Source organism: Chitinasiproducens palmae (assembly GCF_900095735.1).
GTDB lineage: Bacteria > Pseudomonadota > Gammaproteobacteria > Burkholderiales > Burkholderiaceae > Chitinasiproducens > Chitinasiproducens palmae.
Genome location: NZ_FNLO01000001.1, coordinates 159,419 through 183,821 on the forward strand (window position 1 = coordinate 159,419; position 24,403 = coordinate 183,821).

The 24,403-nt window shown below is 67.7% G+C and carries 20 protein-coding genes; 16 read left to right on the top strand and 4 right to left on the bottom strand.

Annotated features, from left to right (window positions below; all coding sequences use genetic code 11):
* Window positions 1-6: 6 nt before the first annotated feature.
* Window positions 7-903: a LysR family transcriptional regulator gene (locus BLU54_RS00475; protein WP_091903497.1), complete on the bottom strand. Its 897-nt coding sequence runs from the start codon at window positions 901-903 to the stop codon at window positions 7-9.
* Between the two features lie 299 nt (window positions 904-1,202).
* Here BLU54_RS00475 and BLU54_RS00480 point away from each other — a divergent pair, with 299 nt between their 5' ends.
* On the top strand, window positions 1,203-2,627 hold the full coding sequence (locus BLU54_RS00480) for a DUF445 domain-containing protein (RefSeq protein ID WP_235837727.1): 1,425 nt from the start codon (window positions 1,203-1,205) through the stop codon (window positions 2,625-2,627).
* 139 nt (window positions 2,628-2,766) lie between these two features.
* Here the strand turns inward: BLU54_RS00480 and BLU54_RS00485 are convergent, their stop codons facing one another.
* Entirely contained in the window at window positions 2,767-3,870 is a 1,104-nt protein-coding gene (locus BLU54_RS00485) for a substrate-binding domain-containing protein (RefSeq protein ID WP_091903501.1), read from the bottom strand.
* 161 nt (window positions 3,871-4,031) lie between these two features.
* On the opposite strand from BLU54_RS00485, the gene BLU54_RS00490 reads away from it, so the two are divergent.
* From BLU54_RS00490 to dmpG, 12 genes are all read left to right on the top strand, one after another.
* Complete coding sequence (locus tag BLU54_RS00490; RefSeq protein WP_091903502.1) at window positions 4,032-4,586, top strand: NAD(P)H-dependent oxidoreductase subunit E; 555 nt, start codon at window positions 4,032-4,034, stop codon at window positions 4,584-4,586.
* Window positions 4,583-6,139, top strand: coding sequence for a formate dehydrogenase beta subunit (locus BLU54_RS00495; protein ID WP_091903504.1), 1,557 nt, complete (start codon window positions 4,583-4,585; stop codon window positions 6,137-6,139). The genes BLU54_RS00490 and BLU54_RS00495 overlap by 4 nt, the downstream gene beginning before the upstream one ends.
* Before the next feature lie 56 nt (window positions 6,140-6,195).
* The gene (fdhF, locus tag BLU54_RS00500) at window positions 6,196-9,168 is read left to right on the top strand and encodes a formate dehydrogenase subunit alpha (protein WP_091903506.1); all 2,973 of its coding nucleotides are present in this window, start codon (window positions 6,196-6,198) and stop codon (window positions 9,166-9,168) included.
* A 71-nt stretch (window positions 9,169-9,239) separates the two neighbouring features.
* On the top strand, window positions 9,240-9,473 hold the full coding sequence (locus BLU54_RS00505) for a formate dehydrogenase subunit delta (RefSeq protein WP_091903508.1): 234 nt from the start codon (window positions 9,240-9,242) through the stop codon (window positions 9,471-9,473).
* A gap of 108 nt (window positions 9,474-9,581) precedes the next feature.
* Window positions 9,582-10,970: an L-lactate MFS transporter gene (locus tag BLU54_RS00510; protein ID WP_091903510.1), complete on the top strand. Its 1,389-nt coding sequence runs from the start codon at window positions 9,582-9,584 to the stop codon at window positions 10,968-10,970.
* Window positions 10,971-11,104: 134 nt separating this feature from the next.
* A complete protein-coding gene (locus BLU54_RS23050; protein WP_139169376.1) occupies window positions 11,105-11,272 on the top strand; it encodes an MFS transporter small subunit in 168 nt (55 codons plus the stop codon).
* 115 nt (window positions 11,273-11,387) lie between these two features.
* Entirely contained in the window at window positions 11,388-13,151 is a 1,764-nt protein-coding gene (locus tag BLU54_RS00515) for an NYN domain-containing protein (RefSeq protein WP_091903512.1), read from the top strand.
* Window positions 13,152-13,786: 635 nt separating this feature from the next.
* The gene (locus BLU54_RS00520) at window positions 13,787-13,996 is read left to right on the top strand and encodes a tautomerase family protein (protein ID WP_091903514.1); all 210 of its coding nucleotides are present in this window, start codon (window positions 13,787-13,789) and stop codon (window positions 13,994-13,996) included.
* Window positions 13,993-14,805, top strand: coding sequence for a 2-keto-4-pentenoate hydratase (locus BLU54_RS00525; RefSeq protein WP_091903516.1), 813 nt, complete (start codon window positions 13,993-13,995; stop codon window positions 14,803-14,805). Before BLU54_RS00520 ends, BLU54_RS00525 begins: the two co-directional genes overlap by 4 nt.
* Window positions 14,806-14,816: 11 nt before the next feature.
* Entirely contained in the window at window positions 14,817-15,593 is a 777-nt protein-coding gene (locus BLU54_RS00530) for a 2-keto-4-pentenoate hydratase (RefSeq protein ID WP_091903518.1), read from the top strand.
* 193 nt (window positions 15,594-15,786) lie between these two features.
* Window positions 15,787-16,749 (top strand): acetaldehyde dehydrogenase (acetylating), encoded by a 963-nt coding sequence (locus BLU54_RS00535; protein WP_091903520.1) that lies wholly within the window; start codon window positions 15,787-15,789, stop codon window positions 16,747-16,749.
* Window positions 16,746-17,774, top strand: coding sequence for a 4-hydroxy-2-oxovalerate aldolase (gene dmpG, locus BLU54_RS00540; protein WP_091903522.1), 1,029 nt, complete (start codon window positions 16,746-16,748; stop codon window positions 17,772-17,774). Before BLU54_RS00535 ends, dmpG begins: the two co-directional genes overlap by 4 nt.
* 371 nt (window positions 17,775-18,145) lie before the next feature.
* On the opposite strand, the gene BLU54_RS00550 is transcribed toward dmpG, so the two are convergent.
* Window positions 18,146-18,958 carry an IclR family transcriptional regulator gene (locus BLU54_RS00550; protein ID WP_170844957.1) on the bottom strand — a complete coding sequence of 271 codons (813 nt, stop codon included), beginning with the start codon at window positions 18,956-18,958 and terminating at the stop codon, window positions 18,146-18,148.
* 80 nt (window positions 18,959-19,038) lie between these two features.
* On the bottom strand, window positions 19,039-19,707 hold the full coding sequence (locus tag BLU54_RS23540; protein WP_170844958.1) for a hypothetical protein: 669 nt from the start codon (window positions 19,705-19,707) through the stop codon (window positions 19,039-19,041).
* Window positions 19,708-19,911: 204 nt separating this feature from the next.
* On the opposite strand from BLU54_RS23540, the gene BLU54_RS00560 reads away from it, so the two are divergent.
* From BLU54_RS00560 to BLU54_RS00570, 3 genes are all read left to right on the top strand, one after another.
* Window positions 19,912-21,171: an MFS transporter gene (locus BLU54_RS00560; RefSeq protein WP_091903529.1), complete on the top strand. Its 1,260-nt coding sequence runs from the start codon at window positions 19,912-19,914 to the stop codon at window positions 21,169-21,171.
* Between the two features lie 97 nt (window positions 21,172-21,268).
* On the top strand, window positions 21,269-21,826 hold the full coding sequence (locus BLU54_RS00565) for a LemA family protein (protein WP_091903531.1): 558 nt from the start codon (window positions 21,269-21,271) through the stop codon (window positions 21,824-21,826).
* 4 nt (window positions 21,827-21,830) lie between these two features.
* The gene (locus tag BLU54_RS00570; RefSeq protein WP_091903533.1) at window positions 21,831-24,293 is read left to right on the top strand and encodes a DUF2207 domain-containing protein; all 2,463 of its coding nucleotides are present in this window, start codon (window positions 21,831-21,833) and stop codon (window positions 24,291-24,293) included.
* Window positions 24,294-24,403: the final 110 nt, after the last annotated feature.

Below are 24,403 nucleotides of genomic sequence, written 5' to 3' on the forward strand. Positions count from 1 at the left end.
CGGCGATCAAGCGGCGATCAAGCGCGCCGCCAGCGCGCGACAAAGCGTTGCGGTGCGCTCGACCAGCGCGGTCGGCGGCCGGCGTGCGGCCATGGCGAGAGACAAGGTGCTGGTGATGGCCGGCGGCCCGAGGGGATCGGCGCGCAGTTGCCCGGCATAAGGTCCGTTGCGAACCGTCGCGGCATTCGCGACAGTCGCGGCCAGACCAGCGGCGGCCAGTTGCAGGATCGCCTCGACGCCGTCGACTTCGTAGGCCACCCGCAACGCACGCCCTTCGCGCGTCGCGGCCAACTCGAGCATCGTCCGGATCGGATGCGGCGCGCTGGGCAGTATCAGCGGCAACGTACTCAGCTCGGCGAGCGAGACCGGCGCATCCCTGCAGTCCGCATTGCGCCGTCGCACCACGCACAGCGGCTCGATGGCGACTGGCTCACTCGTGACCAGCGCAGTCAGCGGCCGGTCATACAGGAACGCAATGTCGAGACGCTCGGTGACGAGCGCATCCTGTAGCCCGGTCGACAAACCTTCGACGATCGCGATGCTGGCGCGCGGCAGTGCCGCCGCGAACTCCCGCACCAGGTCCACCGTCAGCGACCTGCCGACCGACGGCGGCAGGCCGACACTGACACGCCCGCTCAGTGCATCGTCCGCCTCGCCGAAGGCCCGCACCGTTTGATCGAGTTCGCGGAGCACCGATGTCGCGGTGCCGTGAAAACGTTGCCCCGCATCGGTGAGCGCAACACCGCGGCCGTGACGATAGAACAAATGCGTGCGCAATTCGCCTTCGAGCAAGCCGATCTGGCGGCTCAGGTAGGGCTGGCTGACACCGAGCGCCGCGGCTGCGCGGCTCAGGCTGCCGGATTCGGCGACTTGTAGGAAGCTTCTGAGCTGGGTCAGTTCCATCGTGCGTGTGCAGTGTCAGCGCGCATCTTAGCGCGCTTCGGGCCGGCGCCGACGTCGGAAATAAAGGCAGGCAAGCGGCACATGCCGCGCGCATCGCGTGGCTGCCATCGTGCAGGGATCGGTCGAGCCGCGCGCCGGCGCGACGCAAAATGGACGGCGGCGAGACGGGGGGCGATCGCCTTGTCGTTGCCAGCGGCGCGTTGCCTGAAAGCGCTGCCTGAAAGCGCTGCCTGAAAGCGCTGCCGCTTTCCGCCACAATGGTTCGGTACGCACCCTCCGCGTGCGATGCCGGATCGACGATGCAAGCAGACACTGATTCTTCCGCGGAACAACGCGGGGCGATGGACGACAGCGCAGCGGCTGCCACCGGCACGGCCGGTGCCGACGCGGCCCGGGCACGTGCGTCGGCCGACCCGTCCGCGCACACCGCGCAGGGTACGGCCGAGGCCAGGGCCGCCTCGCTGCGGCGCGCCAAACGTCAGGCGCTGGCGTGCCTTCTCGTCGCTGCGGCGGTGTTCGTCATCGCCTCGCTGGCGCCGCGCAGCTTCGCGACCGACGCATTGCGCGCGCTGGCGGAAGCGGCGTTGGTCGGCGGTCTGGCCGACTGGTTCGCGGTGTCGGCGCTGTTTCGCCGCATTCCCTTGCCGCTGCTGGGCCGGCACACCGCCATCGTGCCGCGCAACAAGGACCGCATCGCCGACAATCTGGCGCGCTTTGTCGATGAAAAGTTTCTCGATCCGGCGGCCCTCGTCGCGTTGATCCGTCGTCATCAGCCCGCCGATCGACTGGCCGACTGGTTGAGCCTGCCAGCCAATGCCCAGCGGCTGGCGGACGCGGCGCTGCGGGTGTTCGGTGGCTTGCTGGACGCGGTGGACGATGCCCGTATTCAGGCCTTGATACGCGACGCAGTGCACGCCGCGATCCGGCAGGTGGATCTCGCCGGGTCCACCGCGTCGATCTTGCGCGGACTGACCCGCGACGGACGCCATCAGGCGTTGCTCGACCAGATGCTGCGCCAGTTCGCGCGGGTGCTCGGCCGGCCCGATGCGCGCGCGTTCATTGCGTCGATGATCGTGCAGTGGTTGCGGCGCGAACACCCGCTGAAGGAGAAGGTGCTGCCCACCGAGTGGCTGGGCGAGCACGGCGCGGCGCTGATCGCCAATGCGGTGAACGGCGTGCTCGCGCAAGTGGCGGAAGACGATACGCATGCATTGCGACGGCGCTTCGACGTGGTGGTGGTGCGGCTGATCAAACGTCTGCGTACCGACCCGTCCGCGGCCGCGCAGGCCGAGCGCATCAAGCAGTATCTGATCGACGATGCCACCCTCAACGCCTACGTCGGCGACGTGTGGCGCCGGCTGCGGACGTGGCTCGCGGATGATCTGGCGCGCCCCGAATCGGCGCTGCGCGCGCGGGCAGTGGCTGCCAGCAGCTGGCTGGGCGATGCATTGCGCAACGACCCGGCGCTGCGGGCCTCGCTGACCGAGCAGCTCGAACGGGCGGTACAACACATCGCCCCGGAATTCGCGGCCTTCCTGACGCGGCACATCAGCGACACGGTGCGCGGTTGGGACAGCATGGAGATCGCGCGCCAGGTGGAACTCAACATCGGACGCGACCTGCAATACATTCGAATCAACGGTACGTTGGTCGGCGCGTGCATCGGCTTGCTGCTGTTCGCACTGTCCTCGCTGCCCGCGCTGCTGACACACGGTGCGGGGTGAAATGCCCGACGGCCGTCGCGCCGCCCGCACGCCGCGCCGCGCGGCCCGCCCGTCGTCGCCGCGCCGCCCGTACGCTGGCCTCCGGCCGCTTAGCCGCCACTTCGCCGCCACTTCGCCGCGGCTCAAGGCCGTGCCAAGGCTATGGTCGTCCGTCGAGCCCGCTGTCGACGTCGACGATCTCGCCGCAACCCACTGGCTCGTAGCCGGCCAGGCGGCTGACGCCTGCCTGAAAGGCGGCGTCGCGCAGCACGGCGAGCACCGCGGCCAACGGCGGGTTGTCGAGGGCGTCCCGCTCGCATGCGAAGAAATAGTCCTCCTCGGCGACCGGCACGAAGTCGAGGCCGAACTGTGTCGCCGCCGGCTGCACACCGAAGCCGGCGTCGGCCATGCCGCTGGCGACGAAGGCGGCGAGCGCCGAGTGAGTCAGCTCGGTGGATGCCGAACTGTTGATATGCGCGGGATCGACGCCCGCCTCGGCCAGCAACAGATCGAGCAGCACGCGGGTGCCCGATCCGGGCTGACGATTGACGACGCGCACGTCGTCGCGGGCGAGGTCGCGCAAGCCGACGATGCCGAGCGGGTTGCCGTGAGGCAAATACAAGCCCTGCTTGCGACGCGTCAGCCGTATCAGACAGTGCCTGTCCTGCGCCAGCCAACCACGGTAGGGCTCGGCGACCGCCGCGCGGAACGCGCCGATCGGCACGTAGAAGCCAGCAAGGTCGCATTCGCCCGCCGCCAACGCAGACAACGCCTCGGCATTCTCGCGGTATTTGAGATCGACATCGGTGCCGCGCTCCTGCAGCGCCGCGACCAACGCAGCCACCGCATAGCCATGCGACGCGCGCAGGCGCAGGCCGTCGGCCAGCTCGGCACGCGCCCGATGGCCCAGCGTCTCGCCGACGGCGCGCTGCAATGCTGCGCCGACCTCGCCAGACAGGGCATCCAGGCTGGCCGAGAGGCGCTCCTCGGCGAGTTGCGTCGCCCAGATCAGGCATTCGCCGAGCGGCGACAAGCGCGAGCCTCGGCCACGCGTGCCGCTGAGCAGGGGCGCGCCCAGCCGCCGCTCGGCATCGCGCAGCCGGCCCCAGGCGTAGCGGTAAGACAGGTTGCAGGCCTGCGCGCCGGCGGCGAGCGTGCCGGCCGTCTTGACCGCCAGCAGCAGGCGTCCGATTTCGTCAAGCACGAGAGGCTCGCCGGCTGCGTCGTTCAGATGGAGCGTCGCAAGCGCGGTAACTTGGCTCATCTTTATGCTGAAAATAACCTATTGCGAAAAGCCTGCGACTCGCATACCTTTCGACCCATAATGATCCGCATACTGCTTGTCGCGGATCGGGCTGACAATCACTCAAGAAGATGTCGGCCATTATATGCTCTTGCTCAGCATATTTGGCCGAAGGAGACGGAATGCGCCGGGACCCCACCCCCGCCTATGACGCCGTCGTCGCGGGACATGTGCGGCCAGGTCGTTCGCTGCTGGCCGTGTTGCACGCCGTTCAGGACGACTTCGGCTATGTGCCAGACGCTACCTTGGCGTCGATCGCGCGTGCGATGCATCTGTCGCGCGCCGAAGTCTATGGCGTGCTGACCTACTACCATCACTTCCGTTGCCAGCCGCCCGCGCGACTGACGATTGCACTGTGCCGGGCCGAATCGTGCCGCAGCATGGGCGGAGAAGCGTTGGTCGCGCATGCGGAGGCCGTCACCGGCTGCAAGATCGATGCGCACCTGCACGAGGCTGTCGGCGAGGCAGTCGGCGAGGGTGCCGAGCACGGCGACGTCGCGCTCGAGTCCGTCTACTGCCTTGGCCAGTGCGGGCAGTCGCCAGCCGCGACCATCGACGGCAAGGTGCGCGCGCGCCTGGATACGGCGCGCTTCGACCGGCTGCTCGCGGCGGCACGTGCTGTCCAGGCGGGCGAGCGGGACGGTCTGCGGACGACATCCGAAGGGGAGCAGGCATGAGCGTACGCATTTTCGTGCCCAGGGACTCGGCGGCGCTTGCCGTCGGCGCCGACGAGACCGCGGCGGCGCTGCTGGCCTGCGCGGCCGATCGCGGCGTTGACGTGCAACTGGTGCGCAATGGCTCGCGCGGCATGATGTGGTTGGAACCGCTGGTGGAAGTCGAGACGCCGGAAGGACGCATTGGCTACGCCTGCGTCGAGGCGGACAGGGTCGACGAACTGTTCGACGCCGACTTCCTCTGCGGCGCTGCCCATCCAAGTCGCGTGGGGCCGGTCGATGCGCTGCCCTATCTGGCCCGCCAGCAGCGGCTGACGTTCGCGCGGATCGGCGTCACCGATCCCGTTTCGCTCGACGACTACGTTGCGCACGAAGGTTTGCAGGGCCTGCGCGCGGCACTGTCGATGGCGCCCGGCGACGCGTGCGCGTTGCTCACCGAGTCGGGTCTGCGGGGCCGGGGCGGCGCGGCCTTCCCGGCCGGCATCAAGTGGCGCACCGTGCTGGAGGCGCACGCCGCGCAGAAGTACATCGTGTGCAATGCCGACGAGGGCGATTCGGGTACCTTCTCGGACCGCCTGTCGATGGAATCCGATCCGTTCGGACTGATCGAGGGCATGACCATCGCCGGCGTGGTGACCGGCGCCACGCAGGGCTTCCTGTACGTGCGCAGCGAATATCCGGACGCGATCGCGACACTGCGCGAGGCGATCGAAGTCGCGCGCGGCGCGGGCTGGCTCGGCGCCGACGTGCTGGGCTCGGGCCGCGCGTTCGATCTGCACGTCGCGGTCGGCGCGGGCGCCTATGTCTGCGGCGAGGAGACGGCGCTTCTCGAATCGCTGGAGGGCAAGCGCGGCGTGGTGCGGGCGAAGCCGCCGCTGCCCGCGCTCGCCGGCCTCTATGGCAAGCCGACGGTGATCAACAATGTGGTGACGCTCGCCACGGTGCCGATCATCTTCGCGCGCGGCGCGGCGTTCTATCGCGACTTCGGCGTGGGCCGCTCGCGCGGCACCTTGCCGGTGCAACTGGCGGGCAATGTGCGCTACGGCGGCCTGGTGGAGATCGCCTTCGGGCAGACCTTGCGCCAGTTGGTCGAGGACTTCGGCGGCGGCACCGCCAGCGGTCGGCCAATGCGCGCGATCCAGGTCGGCGGTCCGCTGGGCGCGTATCTGCCCGAGTCGCAATGGGATACGCCGCTCGACTACGAGGCCTTCGCCGCGGTGGGTGCCGTCGTTGGGCACGGTGGCATCGTGGTCCACGACGACACGGTCAATCTGGCCGAGCTGGCGCGCTACGCGATGGCGTTCTGCGCGCAGGAGTCGTGCGGCAAGTGCACGCCGTGCCGGATCGGCTCGACCCGAGGCGTAGAGGTGATCGATCGTATCCGCGTGGGCGGCGCGCAGCCGCGCGACGTCGGCCTGCTGCGCGAGTTGTGCGACACGATGGTGGCGGGGTCGCTGTGCGCGATGGGCGGCATGACACCTTTTCCGGTGCTGTCGGCGCTGGACCATTTTCCCGAGGACTTCGGCGTGCCGGCGCAAGCCGCGCTGGCCTCCTGAGCGCCCGCGGGCGGCGGCGACCGCGGCCCGGTGGCGACGAGATTGCAGGTGACACGATGACACAGCAAACGAAGCAGGCCGTTGGCCGGTGTGGCGGCAATTGCCAGTGCGGCGGGTCGAGCACCGCGTTCGACGCGGGCGACAACGGACTGCAGGACGACCGTGATTACGGTACGCCGGCACGCGCTGGCGCGCTGGTGACGCTTGAAATCGACGGTGTCGAGGTCACCACGCAGGCGGGCAATTCGGTGATGCGGGCGGCCGTCGAGGCCGGCATCTCGGTGCCGAAGCTGTGCGCCACCGATTCGCTCGAACCATTCGGGTCGTGCCGGCTTTGTCTGGTCGAGATCGCCGGACGGCGCGGCTATCCCGCGTCCTGCACGACGCCGGTCGAAGCCGGCATGAAGGTCACCACGCAGAACGCGCGGCTGCAGGGGCTGCGTCGCAACGTGATGGAACTCTACATTTCCGATCACCCGCTCGATTGCCTGACCTGCGCGGCCAACGGCGACTGCGAACTGCAGGACATGGCGGGCGCGGTCGGCCTGCGCGAAGTCCGCTATGGCTATGCGGGCGAGAATCATCTCGACCTGCAGAAGGATTGCTCGAATCCGTATTTCGACTACGACCCGTCCAAGTGCATCGTCTGCAATCGGTGCGTGCGCGCCTGCGAGGAAACGCAAGGCACATTCGCTTTGACGATCGCGTCGCGCGGCTTCGCTTCGCGCGTCGCCGCCAGCGAAGGCTTGCCGTTCGTCGAGTCGGAGTGCGTGTCTTGCGGTGCGTGCGTGGCCGCCTGTCCGACCGCGACGCTGCAGGAAAAGAGCGTCACGCGGCTCGGCACGCCGGACCGCGAGATCGTCACGACCTGCGCCTACTGCGGCGTCGGCTGTGCGTTCAAGGCCGAGATGAAGGGCGCCGAAGTGGTGCGCATGACACCGTACAAGAACGGCGCGGCGAACGAGGGACACGCGTGCGTGAAGGGCCGCTTCGCATGGGGCTACGCGACGCACAAGGACCGGATCACCAAGCCGATGATCCGCGAACGCATCACCGACCCGTGGCGCGAAGTCAGCTGGGAAGAGGCGATCGGCTATGCCGCCAGCCGGCTGCGCGACATCCAGGCGCGACATGGCCGCGACGCGATCGGCGGCATCACGTCGTCGCGCTGCACCAACGAGGAAACCTACCTCGTCCAGAAACTGATTCGTGCGGCGTTCGGCAACAACAATGTCGATACCTGCGCGCGCGTCTGCCACTCGCCCACCGGCTATGGCCTGAAGCAGACGCTGGGCGAGTCGGCCGGCACGCAGACCTTCGCATCCGTCGGCAGCAGCGATGTCATCCTGGTGATCGGCGCCAATCCCACCGACGGCCACCCCGTGTTCGGTTCGCGGCTCAAGCGGCGGGTTCGCGAAGGCGCCCGCCTGATCGTGATCGATCCGCGCCGCATCGACCTGGTCGACGGCCCGCACGTGGTCGCCTCGCATCACCTGCAACTGCGGCCCGGCACCAACGTGGCGATGCTCAATGCGCTGGCGCACGTGATCGTCACCGAGGGGCTGTGCGACGAGGCCTTCATCGCCGAGCGCTGCGACCCGCAGGCGTTCGGGCATTGGCGCGAGTTCGTTGCCGATCCGGCGCAGTCGCCGGAGGCGACCGAGGCGCAGACCGGCGTGCCGGCAGAGCAGGTACGGGAGGCGGCGCGCCTGTACGCCACCGGCGGCAATGCGGCGATCTACTACGGCTTGGGCGTCACCGAGCATGCGCAGGGCTCGACGTCGGTGATGGCGATTGCGAATCTCGCGATGGCCACCGGCAATGTCGGCCGCGAGGGCGTGGGCGTGAATCCGCTGCGCGGGCAGAACAATGTGCAGGGGTCGTGCGACATGGGCTCGTTCCCGCACGAGCTGCCCGGCTATCGCCACGTCGGCGACGCGACCGTGCGCGGCGTCTTCGAGGCGGAATGGGGCGTTGCATTGCAGGACGAGCCGGGTCTGCGCATTCCGAACATGTTCGATGCCGCGCTGCACGGCAGCTTCCTCGGCCTTTATTGCCAGGGCGAGGACATCGTGCAGTCCGATCCGAACACACAGCACGTGGCCGCCGCGCTGTCCGCGATGGAGTGCATCGTCGTACAGGACATCTTCCTGAACGAGACCGCCAAGTACGCGCACGTGTTCCTGCCCGGCTCGTCGTTCCTGGAGAAGGACGGGACCTTCACCAATGCGGAGCGGCGCATCTCGCGCGTGCGTCAGGTGATGCCGCCGCTCGCCGGCCATGCCGACTGGGAGGTGACGCAGATGCTCGCGCGCGCGCTCGGTTATCCAATGCACTATGCGCACCCGGCGCAGATCATGGACGAGATCGCGCGACTGACGCCGACCTTCAAGGGCGTCTCGTATCGCCGGCTCGAGGAAGCCGGCAGCCTGCAATGGCCGTGCAATGCGGAGGCGCCGGACGGTACGCCGATCATGCACGTCGAACGCTTCGTACGCGGCCAGGGCCGCTTCGTGGTGACGCCGTTCCATGCCTCGCCGGAGCGCGTCAATCGTCGCTACCCGCTGTTGCTGACCACCGGGCGCATCCTGTCGCAATACAATGTCGGTGCGCAGACGCGCCGGACCGACAACGTCGTATGGCATGACGAGGATCGCCTGGAAATCCATCCGGACGACGCGACGGAACGCGGCATCCGCGAGGGCGACTGGGTCGGCATCGAGTCGCGCGCCGGGCATACCGTGCTGCGCGCACGAGTCAGCCAGCGCATGCAGCCCGGCGTCGTGTACACCACGTTCCACTTCCCGGAGTCGGGCGCGAACGTGATCACGACGGACAGCTCGGACTGGGCCACGAATTGTCCGGAGTACAAGGTGACCGCGGTCCAGGTCCAGGCCGTCGAACAGCGCTCCGAGTGGCAGGCCCGCTACGCTGCGTTCCACGAGGAGCAGATCGGCCTGTTGCGCGGCGCGGACGGGCGTGCCGACGCGTTGGCGGACGCACCCGCCGACTCACCGGTGGTGGGCTGAGCGGCCGCGCACGGTTGCAAGCACGAAAAACATAAGCAGACCGGCCCGCGCGGCCGGCATGGAGACCATGGATGAACGTCGACAACCTCGTGACGATGGCGAATCAGATCGGCGGCTTCTTCGAGTCGCAGCCGGACCGCGCCGCCTCGCTCGACGCGATCAGCGACCACATCCGCAAATTCTGGGCGCCCCGCATGCGACGCGCGCTGCTCGAGACGCTCGATACCGATGCCGCCGAGCAGCTCTCCCCGATCGTCCGCACGGCGCTCGAGCGCGACCGTGCCATGCTCACGCCCGCGTCCTGAGCGGTAGCGTTTGCGGCCGGGCGACTCCACGAATCATGACGGTTGAAAAGAATGCCGGCAGAGACAGCCGGCGCAAATGGCAGGCCATGCGTACACAGGGAGGCGCAGATGGGCACCATCGTCACTGGAGGGAAGGCGTCGTTCTTCGATAAGGAGGCGACCGTAGCGGCACCAGGGTTCTCGCGCTGGATGGTGCCGCCGGCGGCACTGGCCGTGCATTTGTGCATCGGCCAGGCCTACGCGTTTTCGGTATTCAATGCGCCGCTGTCGCGCGTCATCGGTATCACCGCGCCGGCCCCCGGCGACTGGGCGCTGACCACGCTCGGCTGGATCTTCTCCATCGCCATCGTCTGCCTTGGCCTGTCGGCGGCCTTCGCCGGCAAGTGGCTCGAACGCGTCGGCCCCCGACGCACGATGTTCACTGCCGCGTGCTGCTTCGGCGGCGGTTTCCTGGTCTCCGCGCTGGGCGTCGCCTGGCATCAGATCTGGCTCCTCTACCTCGGCTACGGCGTGCTGGGCGGCATCGGCCTCGGGCTCGGCTACGTTTCGCCGGTCTCGACGTTGATACGCTGGTTTCCGGACCGGCGCGGCATGGCCACCGGCATGGCGATCATGGGTTTCGGCGGCGGCGCGATGATCGCCGCGCCGCTGTCGGTGGCGTTGATGGCGCACTTCCGCAGCGACAGCAGCGTCGGCGTGGCGCAGACCTTCGTCGTGCTCGGCATCGTCTACTTCATCGCGATGACCATCGGCGCGTTGGCGATCCGCGTACCGCCCACCGGCTGGCGTCCGGCCGGCTTCGTGCCCGCCGCAACCGAGAACAAGCTGATCACGCGCCAGAACGTTCACATCGATTCAGCACTGAAGACGCCACAGTTCTACCTGATCTGGCTGGTGCTGTTCTGCAACGTGACGGCCGGCATCGGGATCCTGGGCCAGGCCTCCGTAATGGTGCAGGAGAGCTTCCGCGGCACCATCGACGCGGCAGCGGCGGCCGGCTTCGTCGGCCTGCTGTCGCTTTTCAACATGGGCGGGCGCTTTGTCTGGGCTTCGGCATCGGACTGGCTGGGCCGCAAGAACACCTATTTCGTGTTCTTTGCGCTGGGTGCGGTGCTGTACTGGTTGGTGCCCCAGTTTGCGTCGGCGGGCAACGTCGTCCTGTTCGTGCTGGCGTATTGCATCATCCTGTCGATGTATGGCGGCGGCTTCGCGACGGTGCCGGCCTATCTCGCCGACATCTTCGGCACCGCCTTCGTCGGCGGAATCCACGGCCGGCTGCTCACTGCCTGGGCCGCGGCGGGGATCGCCGGGCCGGTGCTCGTCAATTACATCCGCGCCTACCAGGTCGGGCAAGGGGTGGCTGGTGCCGACGCGTACGCGATGACGCTGCACCTGATGGCCGCGCTGCTGGTGGTCGGCTTCATCTGCAACCTGCTGGTTCGCCCCGTCGACGCGAAGCACCACATGACGTCCTCGGACGAGCGCACGGTGCACTGAGCGCAGTGCAGTGCCGCGGGCCGGCCTCTGGAGATGGCGCAACCACGCTCCACGCGGCGTCGGCCCAAGGCAATGTCTTTCGAGACGGAATTTGCGCCGCATGACGTGCGGCGAGACCGAAGGAGAATCGAATCATGGCTACGCAACGTACACTCGACGACACCGCACTCAACGGCACCGCGGTCCCGTCCTCGCGTCCCACCTCGCCCGTCGCGCTCGCCGTGTTCTGGGCGGGCGTGTCGATCCCGCTGGCTTGGGGGGTGATCAATACGCTGGTGCAGGCGGTCAAGCTTTTCCGCTGACCAGCCAGCGCGGCGGCGCGGCCGATGCGAAGCGCGCTTCGGCGGCCGCCGCGCGACAGGCTATGATGCGTGCTGTGCGGCCCGCCTAGGGTCGCGCCGCAACGATGGAGATGTCATGGCCTTGCCCCAAGAAAGCGTCAGCATGGCGCTGTTCTGCGATTTCGAGAACGTCGCGCTCGGCGTGCGCGACGCGAACTACGAACGTTTCGATATCAAGCCGGTGCTCGAACGGCTGCTCCTGAAGGGCAGCATCGTCGTCAAGAAGGCGTACTGCGACTGGGAGCGCTACAAGGGCTTCAAGGCAGCCATGCACGAAGCCAGCTTCGAACTGATCGAAATCCCGCATGTCCGCCAGAGCGGCAAGAACTCCGCCGACATCCGCCTGGTCGTCGACGCGCTCGACCTGTGCTACACGAAGCTGCACGTCGACACCTTCGTGATCATCAGCGGAGATTCCGACTTCTCGCCCCTCGTCTCGAAACTGCGCGAGAACGCGAAGAAGGTGATCGGCGTCGGCGTCAAGAACTCCACGTCCGATCTGCTGGTCGCGAATTGCGACGAATTCATCTTCTACGACGACCTCGTCCGCGAGCAGCAGCGGGCCGTTGCCAAGGCCAATGCCGCGAAACGCGCGGCCGAGGACGAACGGCAACCGAAGCAGGAAGCCGAGGCGCGCAAGGCCAAGGCGCTTGCCATCGCGGTCGAGACCTACGAGGCGCTGGTCTCCGAGCGGGGCGAAAGCGGCAAGCTCTGGGCTTCGGTGCTGAAGAGCGCAATCAAGCGGCGCAAGCCGGACTTCAACGAGTCGTACTACGGCTTCCGGGCCTTCGGCAACCTGCTTGACGAGGCGCAGGCGCGCGGCCTGCTGGAAGTGGGCCGCGACGAGAAGTCCGGCGCGTATGTGTATCGCAACGCCACCGAGGCGCCGCGCGGCGATGCGGTTGCGGTTGCAGGCACCGATGCAGCCGGCGCGCAAAAGGGGCAGGAGGAGCGCGGCCGTCGTCGCAACCGCAGCGGGGAGCGCGCCGACAACCGGCCTGCCAACCAGGGCGACCGCAACGGCGGGCGCGGGCGCGGCGATGAGCGTCCGCCGTCCGAATCGACGCCGCTTGCCGCGGGCGACGCGGCCGTGGTCACGCCTGACGCTGTCGACGGCCCGGAGGCCGCAACGCCCGAGACGATGCGCTCCGAGCATGGCGATGCCGCTGCAGCGCTCGCCGTCGCTTCGGATCTGCCGGCGGTCGAAGGCGCCGCGAATGCGCCGCTCGGCCAAACGGCGAGCGCGCTGTCGGGTGCGCCGTCGGGTGCGTCGTCCGACGATGCGGGGCGGGAACCACGCGGCGCGCGGGCCAAGCGCGCGCGCGGACACAAGAACAAGACGACGGCCGACGACGATCTGTTCGGTGGCGCGCCGTTGCTCGCTGAACCGATCGTGGACACGTCGACCACCGCGGCGGCCAGCGATGCCGACGATGGCGATGCCACCCAGACGGCCGCAAGCAGCGGCAGCGCGCGTCCCGACGAACAACGCGCGGCCGGCGACGCGGCAGCCCCGGCGCCGCTTGCGATAGCGCCGTCGGAGTGGGCCGATGCGGTGGCGGGCGCGCGCAAGCCGGCTCGCAAAGCGGCGCGTCGTCGTCCAGCCCGCGACGCGGCGCCGGCCGGCTCCAACGACGATCAGTCGGCGGCCGACGCTTCCGCCGCCGCGGCACCATCCGGCAGCGATGCGCCAGCCGGTGCGCCAGCGATCGCGCCGGCGGTTGTGCCAGCGGTTGTGCCAGCCATTAGGCAGGAATCGGCGCAAGACGCGGCGAGTCCTGCCAAGCCGCGCCGAGCCCCACGCAGTCGCGCACGCAAGACGCCGACCAGCGCCGGCTGAACGGGCCGGCCCGCTGGCCGGCATTGCACGTCCCGCTGCGTGTGAGCCGAAGCGGACAAGCTGGCCCGCCGGTGCAGCCGCTGCCGGCCGTCGCACGCAGCGCCGCTGCCATCGCAACCGGTCGTCAGCGTTCGTCGCACGCGATGTCGGCGCGGCGCCATGGCAAGCGTCGCGGTACGGCCCTGCGTCCGCATTCCATCGTCAGACGCGTCGCATGCTGCGGCGCGCTACTGCCGACTCGGATCGCGAATCACCGGCTAGCGGCGAGCCTTGGTTCTGGCTGCCCCTGTCTGTCGTAAATTCAATCGCTCGTCCGACCAACCGCGGCACTGCGCGCACCGGCAGTGCGCACGCACGGGCTTGCCGAGCGGCGCGCTTGCGCAGCGGCGCACGATTTGGCCTTCCGACGAAGGCCCCGGCGCGTCGGGCACGCGCTGGTCCCTGCCCGGCCAGTGGCGTGGAACGCCACGTCGACCCCACGCCGCGCTATCGCCCGACACCGCAGCGCGTGATCGGGTAATACCGAAACGGTATCGGTTCTACAGAAATCAGTATTGGACGGTATCTCCTTCGCTGCGCAATATGACGGCAGACGGGCCTGTTCGGGCTCGGCCACGCACTTGAACGGAGACACTATGCCCATCGTGCACATTTCCCTCGTCGAGGGCCGCGACGACGCACTGGTCAAGACGTGTGTGAAGGCTGTCGCCAACACGGTTCACGAGACGCTCGGCGCCCCGCTGGACAGCATCCGCGTCTATGTCACCACCACGCCGGCGATCCATTGGGCCGTCGGCGGGCGTACCAAGGATGAGATCGACGCCGCGCGGCAGGCAGCGCAATGAATCAGCTAGCCACCGATACGATCGTCACGGCGGCGGACGCACTGGACGCCGCGGCGCGCAGCGGCCGCTTTATCGCGCCATTGCGTGAAACGTTTCCCGGCATCAGCGTCGACGATGCCTATGCCATCCAGCGGCACAACACCGAGCGGCGCCTGGCGGCGGGCGCGCGCCGCATCGGCGTGAAGATCGGCCTCACGTCGCTGGCGGTGCAAAAGCAGCTTGGCGTCGATCAGCCCGATTTCGGCGTGTTGTTCGACGACATGGGCTACGGCGATGGCGAGCCGATCCCGGCGGCGATTCTGGCCCAACCCAAGATCGAGGCCGAGATCGCCTTCGTGATCGGACGCGACCTGACCATGTCGACCCCGGGCCAGCTCGACGTGCTGCGCGCGATCGACTATGCGTTGCCGGCATTGGAAATCGTCGGCAGCCGCATCGAGAACTGGAACATCCGCATCGCCGACACCGTTGCCGACAACGCTTCGTCGTCGGCGTTCGTGCTCGGCGCAACGCCCCGGCGCCTGGACGCATTCGATCCGCGCCTGTGCGGCATGGTGCTGGAGCGGCGTGGCGAGCCGGTCTCGGTCGGCGCCGGTGCCGCCTGCCTCGGTCATCCGCTCAACGCGGTGGTGTGGCTGGCGCGCACGATGGCACGCCTCGGTACGCCGCTGAGGGAGGGCGATCTCGTCCTGTCGGGCGCGCTCGGGCCGATGGTGCCGGTCGTACCCGGCGACGTATTCGAGACCCGCATCAATGGCCTCGGCTCGGTACGAGCCGTGTTTGAAAACGAGACGAGCGAGGCGCGTTGATGAGTTCGCCAATGGCAGTATCCGACCAGGTCACGCGGTATGCCGCGCTGCTCGACGACGCAGCGCGCGAGGCGCGCGAAGTCGCTCAGTTCGACACGGACAACCGTCTGTCGCTCGACGATGCCTATGCCATCCAGTCCGCGTCGATCGCGCGGCGGCTCGCCCGCGGCGAACGCCGCGTGGGCGTGAAGATGGGCTTCACCAGCCGCGCGAAGATGCTGCAGATGGGCCTCTCCGACGTCATCTGGGGGCGGTTGACCAGCGACATGCAGATCGAGGAGGGTGGCAGCAGTCTGTTCTCGCGCTACGTCCATCCGCGCGTCGAGCCGGAAATCGCTTTCGTGCTGAAGCGCGAGCTGGCGGGCGACGTGACCGGACCCGAAGCGCTGGCAGCGGTGGAAGCCGTTGCGCCGGCGCTCGAGATCATCGATTCGCGCTATCGCGACTTCAAGTTCACCCTGCCCGAGGTGATCGCCGACAACGCTTCGTCATCCGGCTTCGTGCTCGGCGCCTGGCGCGATCCGAAACTCGACTTCGGCAACCTAGGGCTGACGTTGAGCCTCGATGGCCGCGTGGTGCAGGTGGGTTCGACCGCGGCGCTGCTTGGCCACCCGCTGCGCTCGCTGGTGGCCGCGGCGCGACTCTCGGCGGCGGCCGGCGAACCGTTGCAGCCGGGCTGGATCGTGATGGCTGGCGGTGCCACGCCGGCCGAATGGATCCGGCCGGGACAGTACGTGTCGGTGGACATGGAGCAACTCGGCAGCGCCGGTTTCCACGTGAAGGTTTGAACCCGGGCTGAACCCGGGCTGAACCCGGGCTGAACACGGGCTGAACACGGGCTGAACACGGGCCGGGCGCAGGCGGTACCGACACCGCACGGTCGACCTGTCGGCGCCGCAACGAAGCAAATGACGGCGACCGGTCGCGCGCGCGAAGCATGAGGCGTCGCGCGATCCGTCACCGTCTCATTGGAATCCGATCATGAAAGAGAAGGTAAAAGTCGCGATCATCGGTTCGGGCAACATCGGCACCGACCTGATGATCAAGGTGATGCGCAACGCCCAGCACCTTGAGATGGGCGCGATGGTGGGCATCGATCCAAACTCGGACGGTCTCGCCCGCGCGGCGCGTCTTGGCGTGGCAACGACTGCCGACGGCATCGAAGGGCTGGTGGCGCTCGATGTCTTCAAGGACATCGACATCGCATTCGACGCAACCTCGGCCGGCGCGCACAAGCGTCACAACGAGGTGTTGCAGTCGCACGGCGTGCAGGTGATCGACCTGACGCCGGCCGCGATCGGACCGTACGTGATCCCGGCGATCAATCTCGAAAAGGAGAATGCGAACAACATGAACATGGTGACTTGCGGCGGCCAGGCGACGATTCCGATCGTCGCGGCTGTCTCGCAGGTGGCGCCGGTTCATTACGCGGAGATCGTCGCGTCGATCGCCAGCAAGTCGGCTGGCCCGGGCACCCGCGCCAACATCGATGAGTTCACCGAGACGACGCGCAGCGCCATCGAGAAGCTGGGCGGCGCGAAGCGCGGCAAGGCGATCATCATCCTGAATCCGGCGGAGCCGCCGCTGATCATGCGCGACACTGTGTTCGTGCTGTCGGCACCCGCGGCACGCGAGGCAATCGAGCGCAGCATCGAGGCGATGGTCGCGCGCGTGCAGCGCTACGTGCCGGGTTACCGCCTCAAGCAGAAGGTGCAGTTCGACGACATTCCCGCCGATCGTCCCCTCAACGTGCCGGGCGTCGGTGCCACCCATGGGCTGAAGACGTCGGTCTATCTCGAAGTCGAAGGTGCGGCGCACTACCTGCCCGCGTACGCGGGCAACCTGGACATCATGACTTCGGCCGCGCTGGCCTGCGCCGAAATGATGGCGCGTCGGCGCATGGAAGCGGGCGTGGCGCGCGGCAAATCGGAGACGGTGCAATGAACGCGGACAAGAAACTCTATATCTCGGACGTGACGCTGCGCGACGGCAGTCATGCGATCCGGCATCAATACAGCGTGGCGAACGTGAAGGCGATCGCCGCTGCGCTGGACGCCGCGGGTGTGGACAGCATCGAGGTCGCGCACGGCGACGGCGTGGAAGGCTCGAGCTTCAACTATGGCTTCGGTGCGCACACCGACGTCGAGTGGATCGCGGCGGCAGCCGACAGCGTCAGCCGCGCGAAGATTGCGACGCTGCTGATTCCGGGCATCGGCACCATGCACGACCTGCGCAACGCCTACGACGCGGGCGCGCGCGTGGTCCGCGTGGCGACGCACTGCACCGAGGCCGACGTCTCGCGCCAGCACCTGGCGTACGCGCGCGAACTGGGCATGGACCCGGTCGGCTTCCTGATGATGAGCCATATGACCACGCCGCAGAAGCTGGCGGAACAGGCCAGGTTGATGGAGGACTATGGCGCGACCTGTGTCTACGTGGTGGACTCCGGCGGTGCTTTGGGCATGAACGACATCCGTGACCGCTTTCGCGCATTCAAGGATGTGTTGAAACCCGAGACGCAGACCGGCATGCATGCGCACCACAACCTCAGCCTCGGGGTTGCGAATTCCCTGATCGCGGTGGAAGAGGGATGCGACCGCATCGACGCCAGTCTGGCCGGCATGGGCGCCGGCGCCGGCAACGCGCCGCTGGAAGTCTTCATTGCGGCAGCGGAGCGGCAGGGCTGGCATCACGGCTGCGATCTGTACGGTCTGATGGACGCGGCCGATGATCTCGTGCGACCGCTGCAGGACCGTCCGGTTCGCGTGGACCGGGAAACACTCGCGCTGGGCTATGCCGGCGTGTATTCCAGCTTTTTGCGGCATGCCGAGGTCGCCGCGCAGAAGTATGGTCTGAAGACGGTCGACATCCTGGTCGAGCTCGGCAAACGCAAGATGGTCGGCGGCCAGGAAGACATGATCGTCGACGTTGCGCTCGATCTGGCGGCGCGGCAAGGCGCGACGGCCTGAGATCTGCGCCGCGCTGGCGCGCTTGCGCGGCCGGATGGCGCGCGCGGCATCGCACCCGCATACGCGCCGCCGCCCGTTGCGCTCGCCAGCCCTGCTTGCGCGAGGCGGTGCAGCGCGCAACGCGGCAAGCGAAGCCGCAAGGGACAGCGCGAAGGCCGCCGTGCAAGCGATGCGTGCACGGTGTCGCGAACAGGCACGGTCGGTCTCGCGCGTGCCTGCGTCCGAAGCGGCGCGCTGAGGCATGGAGGCATGGAGGCATGAAGGCATCGCGGCGTCGTGCCGGTCGGCGGCCATGCCGCGCCGCGAAACGTGTTTCCCGCCTGGCAGCGCCTCCCGCCGGGGGCGCGCGAGTGATATCGCGCCGCTTGCCTTCAGCGGTGTGCGCCAAGCATCTGCGAGATACGCGACGCGGCGTTCTTGACCGCTTCGACCGTGGCCGGATCGGCGCGCGCGGGCAGGTAATGAATCGAGCCGACCACCGCCACGGCGCCGAACAGCGAGCCATCCTCCTGGAACAGCGGCGCTGCCAGCGCATTCACGCCCAGAAAAACTTCCTCCGGCGCTTCGGCCCAGCCGCGTTGCCGGACCAATTGGATCTCGTAGCGCAGGCGCTCCGGATCGACGATGGTGTGTGGCGTGCAGGCGACCAGCGCTTGCTCCAGCAGTGCGTCGAGACGCTCCGGCGCGCCGAACGCGAGTGCGACCTTGCCCTGCGCAACCGAATGGAACTGGAACTGGGTGCCCGGATGGAGCAGGATTTCCAGCGGGCTGCGGCCCCGAACGAGGTCGAGCACGACGACTTCCTTGTCGGTGAAGGTCGTGATGACGATCGTCTGGCCGACTTCGTCGCGCAGTTCTTCCATCACCGGCCGGGCAAGGCCGACCACGTCGAATTGCTTGACGAGACGCTGGCCCAGCAGGAACAGCCGCCAGCCGATGCGGTAACGGCTGGTGCTTGGGTTCTGTGTCACGTAGCCGCGCTGCCGCAGGGCGCCGAGATGGCGATGCACGCGTGCCTTGGGTACGCCGATGGCCTCCGCCAGGCTGGTGATGCCGCATTCCTCGCCGCGCTCGGCCAGCACTTCGAGAATGCGCAGCGACATCAGCGAGGTGGACGAGGCGGCGGAGTCGGCGGACGCCTCCGCGTCGTTCCGCATCCCGGCGCGGTCCAAGAGTCTGTTCATACAAATCCGGTAGTCCGCCCGAGAGAGCCGACGCGCCCGTCGACAGGCGCGTCGCCAGGTAACGCGAAAGAGCGAAGGACTCAGGCGAGCGAGATGAAGCGTTCCCCGAACACATGATACCGCTGCGGCTTCTGCTTGCCGCCGTCTTCCGCATGCACGTAGCGGATCGAACTGCGGCCCCGGCAGGCGCGCGGCAGCACGAAACAGCGGATGAACGTGGTGTCGCGCGCCTCCGTCGTGGGTGCCAGCACTGGCGCATGCCCGAGTTCCAGCCAGGCATCCCCGGGTCCGTGCACGTGCCGCTGACCGAGTGTTTCGATCGCAATCTCGCCTTCCAGCGTGCAGCGGATGCCGGGTCCCTGATGCACATGCGTGTGCGCAATCCCGCCCGGCGGGAAGTACACCGAATCGCAGCGCATGAGCCATTGCTGGCGCGGATCCAGGTCGATCGTCTCCGCCAGCTTGCAGGTGCTGGTGGCACCCGGCGCCGAGCGCAGTTCGCCGGGCGGCGCATCGGTCGCGTCCAGTTCCCAGCGCCACAGCGTTGCACCTTCCTCGCCGGCCAGCAGCGCCAGCGGCGCGTCGCCAAGCCAGGCACCGCCAGCCCGCTGATGCTGAGCGCCCTCGTCGTATTCGAAGGTGGCGCTGCCATGTACGACGTAGCACGCGCGGGCCGCCGCGGGAAGATAGATTGGCGCGTGGTTGGGGGCCAGGGTGTCCTCGTAGAGGCGCAATGAATACGCTGCCATTTTGTGCTCCGTGGGTGATGCGCCAAACGACGCCATGGCAAGAGTATCGTTTAACGATACGTGTATATCTATTTATGGTTAACCACGACGGAATATTTTCGTAAGGCGCTATAACATCTGTTTTCGTTAATGTTCGTATTGTTCATAAATACGTCTGACTGCCATCGCAGCGGTCGGCGCGCAGCCACTCGATAGGAGACGGGCATGAGCAGCAAACCGGCGTCGTTGAAGGCGACGCAGTCAAGCGGCAAGTGGTATGTCGGTGCCACGTCGGATCAGTGGCGTTCGTTCAGCTCCGCCTACATCGGGTGGATGCTCGACATCATGGATTTGATGCTGTTTGCGATGGTCATTCGATTCATCAGCGCCGACCTGCATTTCGACAAGGGTGTGGCCGGCGCGATTGCCTCGTTGACATTGCTCGCCACGGCGGTGGGCGGACTGATCTTCGGCTATCTGGCCGATCGCATCGGTCGCACGCGCTCGATGGTGCTGAGCATCCTGTGTTACTCGGTCGGCACCGCGCTCTGCGGCTTTGCCGACAGCGTCGCTCAGTTGCTGGTGTTTCGATTCATTCTGGGGCTCGGCATCGGGGGCGAGTGGTCCGCCGGCGCGGCGTTGATCACGGAAACGTGGCCCGCCGAGCATCGCGGCAAGGTGATGGCGTGGGTGCAGAGTGCTTTCGCGGCGGGCTACGCGCTGGCCGCGCTCGTCGCGGCTGCCGTTCTGCCGCACCTCGGTTGGCGCTGGGTGTTCGCGGTGGGCCTGCTGCCAGCGCTGTTCGCGTTCTGGGTGCGGCGCCATACGCACGAGTCCGAGATCTGGCTGCGCCAGAAACAGCGCCTCACCCTGCGCGAAACCGCGGCGGCCCTGTTCGGCACGCACTTACGCAGTACGTTGGTCGGTCTGGCCTTCACCGCGGCGGCGATGTGCGGCTACTGGGGCCTGTTCACCTGGATCCCAGCCTATCTGGCCACGCCGGTCAGCGAAGGCGGCCCCGGTTTCGATCTGATGCGCTCCACCACCTGGATCGTCGTGATGCAGGTCGGTGCCGCGCTCGGCTTCATCTGCTTCGGCTACATCGCCGACCGCATCGGTCGCCGGCTTGCGTTCATCCTGTTTTTCGCATGTTCGGCCGTTGCGGTGCCGCTCTACGTGGCGATTCAGTCGCCGTGGCTGCTGCTGACGTTCGGCCCGGTGGTCGCGTTCTTCGGCACCGGCTTCTATAGCGGCTTCGCGCCGACCTTCGCGGAATTGTTCCCGACCAATGTGCGGGCCACCGCGCAAGGCTTCATCTACAACACGGGTCGCGCGACCAGCGCACTGGCGCCAGCCATGGTCGGTTTCCTGTCCAGCGGCAACCACGTCGGCAGCGCGCTGGCCGCCACCGCCGGATTCTTCGCGCTCGCGGCGCTGATCGTGTTCTTCTTCCTGCCCGAGACGCGCGGCGGCGAATTGGAGTAAGACCGCCGCGCGGGGACGGAAGGCCTTCGTGTATGGCAACATGGGACACGGCCGCGACAGACGGCCGCCCATCATGAACGTGCACGGAGGAAGACAGATGGTGTCTGGCGTCTGGATTGTTCTCGCGGTCCTCGTCGTAGTGATCGTCTACGCGGTGGCCACCTACAACCGGCTCGTGAGCCGCCGCAACATGGCGCGCGAGGGCTGGAGCGGCATTGATGTGCAGCTCAAGCGCCGCGCCGATCTGATTCCGAATCTCGTGCGCAGCGTGCAGGGCTACGCGGCGCACGAGCGCGGTGTGTTCGACGACGTGACCGCGCAGCGCGCGAAGAGCATGCAGGCCACCGGCGTCGCCGAGCAGGCGCAGGCCGCGCAAGGGCTGTCGAGCGCGCTCGGACGCCTGTTCGCAGTGGCGGAAGCGTATCCAGCGCTGAAAGCCGATCAGAACTTCATCGCACTGCAAGACCAGCTCGCGGAGATCGAGGATGCGCTGCAGCTTGCGCGCCGTTACTACAACGGCACCGCGCGGGACATGAACAATCTGGTCGAGTCCTTCCCGTCGATGATCGTGGCGCGCGCCGGTCATTTCGAGACGCAGCCCTATTTCGAGATCGAAGACGCGAGCGAACGCGCGGTTCCGCGCGTCGCGTTCTGAGCCGATGCGCACCGTAGGCGCGCGTCGCGCGCAGTTCGTTCATGCCACCCGGCGCCGGTTCCTGTTCGCCACCGGCACTGTCGCCATCGCGCTGAGGCTGGTGCTGCTTGCCGCCGTAGGCGTGTCCGCACCGGTCGGCAACGCGGTGGCCGCCCCGGTCGAAGCCTCTGCCGATAGCGGGGCGGCGCTCAACGCGCTGGCCGAGGCCCAGCGTTACGCCGCCGAGGACATGGCGGCCGCCGCGATGAGCGATGAGGCATTGCCGGTCGATACCGCGACCGGCGCGAACGTCGCCACCGCGGCTGACGCGACGGACAACGTCGACATCGCGGGACCTGTCGACGGTGGCCAAGTCGACAGTGCGTTGCGGCGGGCCTTGCAACCGAGCGGACGGGCTTCGCTCCGCCAGCGCTTCGATCAAAGCGAGCGCATTCTAGCGTTCCTCAGCGACGTCAAGGTCGAACGGGACGGCAGCATGGTCGTCACCGAGTCGATCGACGTGTTCGCCGCACTGCGCGAGATCAAGCGCGGGCTGCAGCGCGACTTCCCGACGATCTACCATCGGCCGGACGGCACGCGGGTGGTGGTCGGTTTCGACGTGCTCGACGTGTCGCGAGATGGCGAGCCGGAGCAGTTCGCCTTGATTCGCCTGAAGAACGGCGTGCGCGTGCGGATCGGCCAGCCTGACAGGATGCTCGACTACGGCGTGCACAAGTTCGTGATCCGCTACCGCACGACACGGCAGCTCGGCTTCTTTCCGGACTTCGACGAGTTGTACTGGAACGTGACCGGCAACGGCTGGACCTTGCCGATCGAACAGGCGGCCGCGCGGATCACGCTACCGGCCGCCGTGCCGATCCTGCACACCGCGTTCTACACTGGGCCGGCCGGCGCGCGCGGCGAGGCGGCAACGGTGCGGGAAAAATCGCCCGGCACGGTGACCTTCGTCACGACCGCACCGCTCGCCGCCGGCGAAGGACTGACGGTGGCCGCGTCCTGGCGGAAGGGGCTGATCGCGCCGCCGACCCGTGCGCAGGTGCTGCGCGGCTTCGTGTGGGATAACCTCGCGCTGGTGGTTTGCGCTGTTGCGTTCGTTCTCTTCGCGGTCTACTACTTCGCGCTGTGGTTCAGCCGTCGCCGGAAGAGGCGCGGCACGGTGGTGCCGCGCTTCGAGGCGCCGGCTGGCGTCAGCGCGGCCGGCACCCGCTACATCCGCACGCAGCGCTATGACGAGCAGACCTTCGTCAGCGCGATGCTCGACCTGATCGCGACCGGCCGCATGAAGATGGTCAGGAAGGTCCGTGCCAAGCCGGCGCGCAAGAGAAAGGGCGCGCTCGCCGACGACTCGTCGATGCAGACCGCGATGGCGATGGCCGCCGAGCAGGACCGCGCCGAGCGCGCCCGCCGCGCGGCGGCCTCGCCGTCGGGCGACGCTGCCGCGGACGATGACGGCGAGGGCGACGACGCGGACAAGTCCGTGTTCTTCGAGAAGCTCGAGCCGCGGCGCGCCGCACCGGATACGGTGCTGGACAGCTTGCGTACGACGCTCTTTGGAAAACAGACCTCGATCGACCGCGAACGCGCGGGACGTAGCAACCTCGGGCGTGCGATGTCGTCGTTGCCCGACCTGTTGCAGGCGGAGCACGGCCACTTGCTGCGGCCCGCACGCCGTCCGGCGCGTCTCGGCGCCCTGGCTTGGTTCGCGTGGTTCGTGCTGACGGCTTGGCTGCTGCACCGCGACAGCGGCGCAAGCGGCATCTGGATGGCGATGCCGTTCGCAGCGATCGCGGTGATGGTGTTGGCGAGCTTTGTTTTCAGCATCTTCGATCGCCGTGTCTCGATCGCGCGCGTGTTTTGGACGGTCTTCTCGCTGATTCCGTTGTCGGGTGGGCTGATGATGTTGGCGTTCATGCTGACGACCGGCGACTGGCTGCAGGGCGTCGCGGCGTTATTGCCGCTGCTGATGCTTCCGGTTGTCATGCGCAGTTTCCGTTTTCTGCAGAGCTACACGCCGGCAGGCTTCGTCGTGCGCGACGAGATCGACGGTCTCAGGCAGTTCCTCACCGTCGCCGAGACCCCGCGCATTGCGATGCTCAAGACGGTCGACGAAAAGCTGGCGTTGTACGAGCGCTTCCTGCCCTATGCTATCGCGCTCGACGTCGGCAAGGCGTGGAATGCTGCGTTCGCGGATCTGTTCACCGATCCCGCCGCCGGCGAGGCAGTGACACTGATGCAGTCGCGCTACGGCGATCATGACATGTCATCGGCGCATGGACTGTCCGGTGTGAGCTTGCGCAGTCTGAGCCGCGACCTGGCACCGGCCGAGGTGTCGACACCCTCGTCGTCGAGCTCGCCCGGCAGCAGCGGCAGCTGGTCCGGCAGTGACAGCTCGTCGTCGTCCAGCGGTTCGTCTGGCGGCGGTTCGTCCGGTGGTGGCGGTGGCGGCGGCGGTGGCAGCGGTTGGTGAACTGGTGCTGTCGTGGTCGTAAAGCGGTGGTAAAGCGCTGGCATAGCGCTGCTGTAGCCCTGGTGTAGCGCTGCTGTAGCGGCTCATGAAGCGCGCCGACGCGCGAGGCG

Coding starts and splice junctions, on each gene's coding strand:
- BLU54_RS00475 (WP_091903497.1), bottom strand. CDS start 903: ATGGAACTGACCCAGCTCAGAAGCTTCCTACAAGTCGCCGAATCCGGC.
- BLU54_RS00480 (WP_235837727.1), top strand. CDS start 1,203: ATGCAAGCAGACACTGATTCTTCCGCGGAACAACGCGGGGCGATGGAC.
- BLU54_RS00485 (WP_091903501.1), bottom strand. CDS start 3,870: ATGAGCCAAGTTACCGCGCTTGCGACGCTCCATCTGAACGACGCAGCC.
- BLU54_RS00490 (WP_091903502.1), top strand. CDS start 4,032: ATGCGCCGGGACCCCACCCCCGCCTATGACGCCGTCGTCGCGGGACAT.
- BLU54_RS00495 (WP_091903504.1), top strand. CDS start 4,583: ATGAGCGTACGCATTTTCGTGCCCAGGGACTCGGCGGCGCTTGCCGTC.
- fdhF (WP_091903506.1), top strand. CDS start 6,196: ATGACACAGCAAACGAAGCAGGCCGTTGGCCGGTGTGGCGGCAATTGC.
- BLU54_RS00505 (WP_091903508.1), top strand. CDS start 9,240: ATGAACGTCGACAACCTCGTGACGATGGCGAATCAGATCGGCGGCTTC.
- BLU54_RS00510 (WP_091903510.1), top strand. CDS start 9,582: ATGGGCACCATCGTCACTGGAGGGAAGGCGTCGTTCTTCGATAAGGAG.
- BLU54_RS23050 (WP_139169376.1), top strand. CDS start 11,105: ATGGCTACGCAACGTACACTCGACGACACCGCACTCAACGGCACCGCG.
- BLU54_RS00515 (WP_091903512.1), top strand. CDS start 11,388: ATGGCCTTGCCCCAAGAAAGCGTCAGCATGGCGCTGTTCTGCGATTTC.
- BLU54_RS00520 (WP_091903514.1), top strand. CDS start 13,787: ATGCCCATCGTGCACATTTCCCTCGTCGAGGGCCGCGACGACGCACTG.
- BLU54_RS00525 (WP_091903516.1), top strand. CDS start 13,993: ATGAATCAGCTAGCCACCGATACGATCGTCACGGCGGCGGACGCACTG.
- BLU54_RS00530 (WP_091903518.1), top strand. CDS start 14,817: ATGGCAGTATCCGACCAGGTCACGCGGTATGCCGCGCTGCTCGACGAC.
- BLU54_RS00535 (WP_091903520.1), top strand. CDS start 15,787: ATGAAAGAGAAGGTAAAAGTCGCGATCATCGGTTCGGGCAACATCGGC.
- dmpG (WP_091903522.1), top strand. CDS start 16,746: ATGAACGCGGACAAGAAACTCTATATCTCGGACGTGACGCTGCGCGAC.
- BLU54_RS00550 (WP_170844957.1), bottom strand. CDS start 18,958: ATGAACAGACTCTTGGACCGCGCCGGGATGCGGAACGACGCGGAGGCG.
- BLU54_RS23540 (WP_170844958.1), bottom strand. CDS start 19,707: ATGGCAGCGTATTCATTGCGCCTCTACGAGGACACCCTGGCCCCCAAC.
- BLU54_RS00560 (WP_091903529.1), top strand. CDS start 19,912: ATGAGCAGCAAACCGGCGTCGTTGAAGGCGACGCAGTCAAGCGGCAAG.
- BLU54_RS00565 (WP_091903531.1), top strand. CDS start 21,269: ATGGTGTCTGGCGTCTGGATTGTTCTCGCGGTCCTCGTCGTAGTGATC.
- BLU54_RS00570 (WP_091903533.1), top strand. CDS start 21,831: ATGCGCACCGTAGGCGCGCGTCGCGCGCAGTTCGTTCATGCCACCCGG.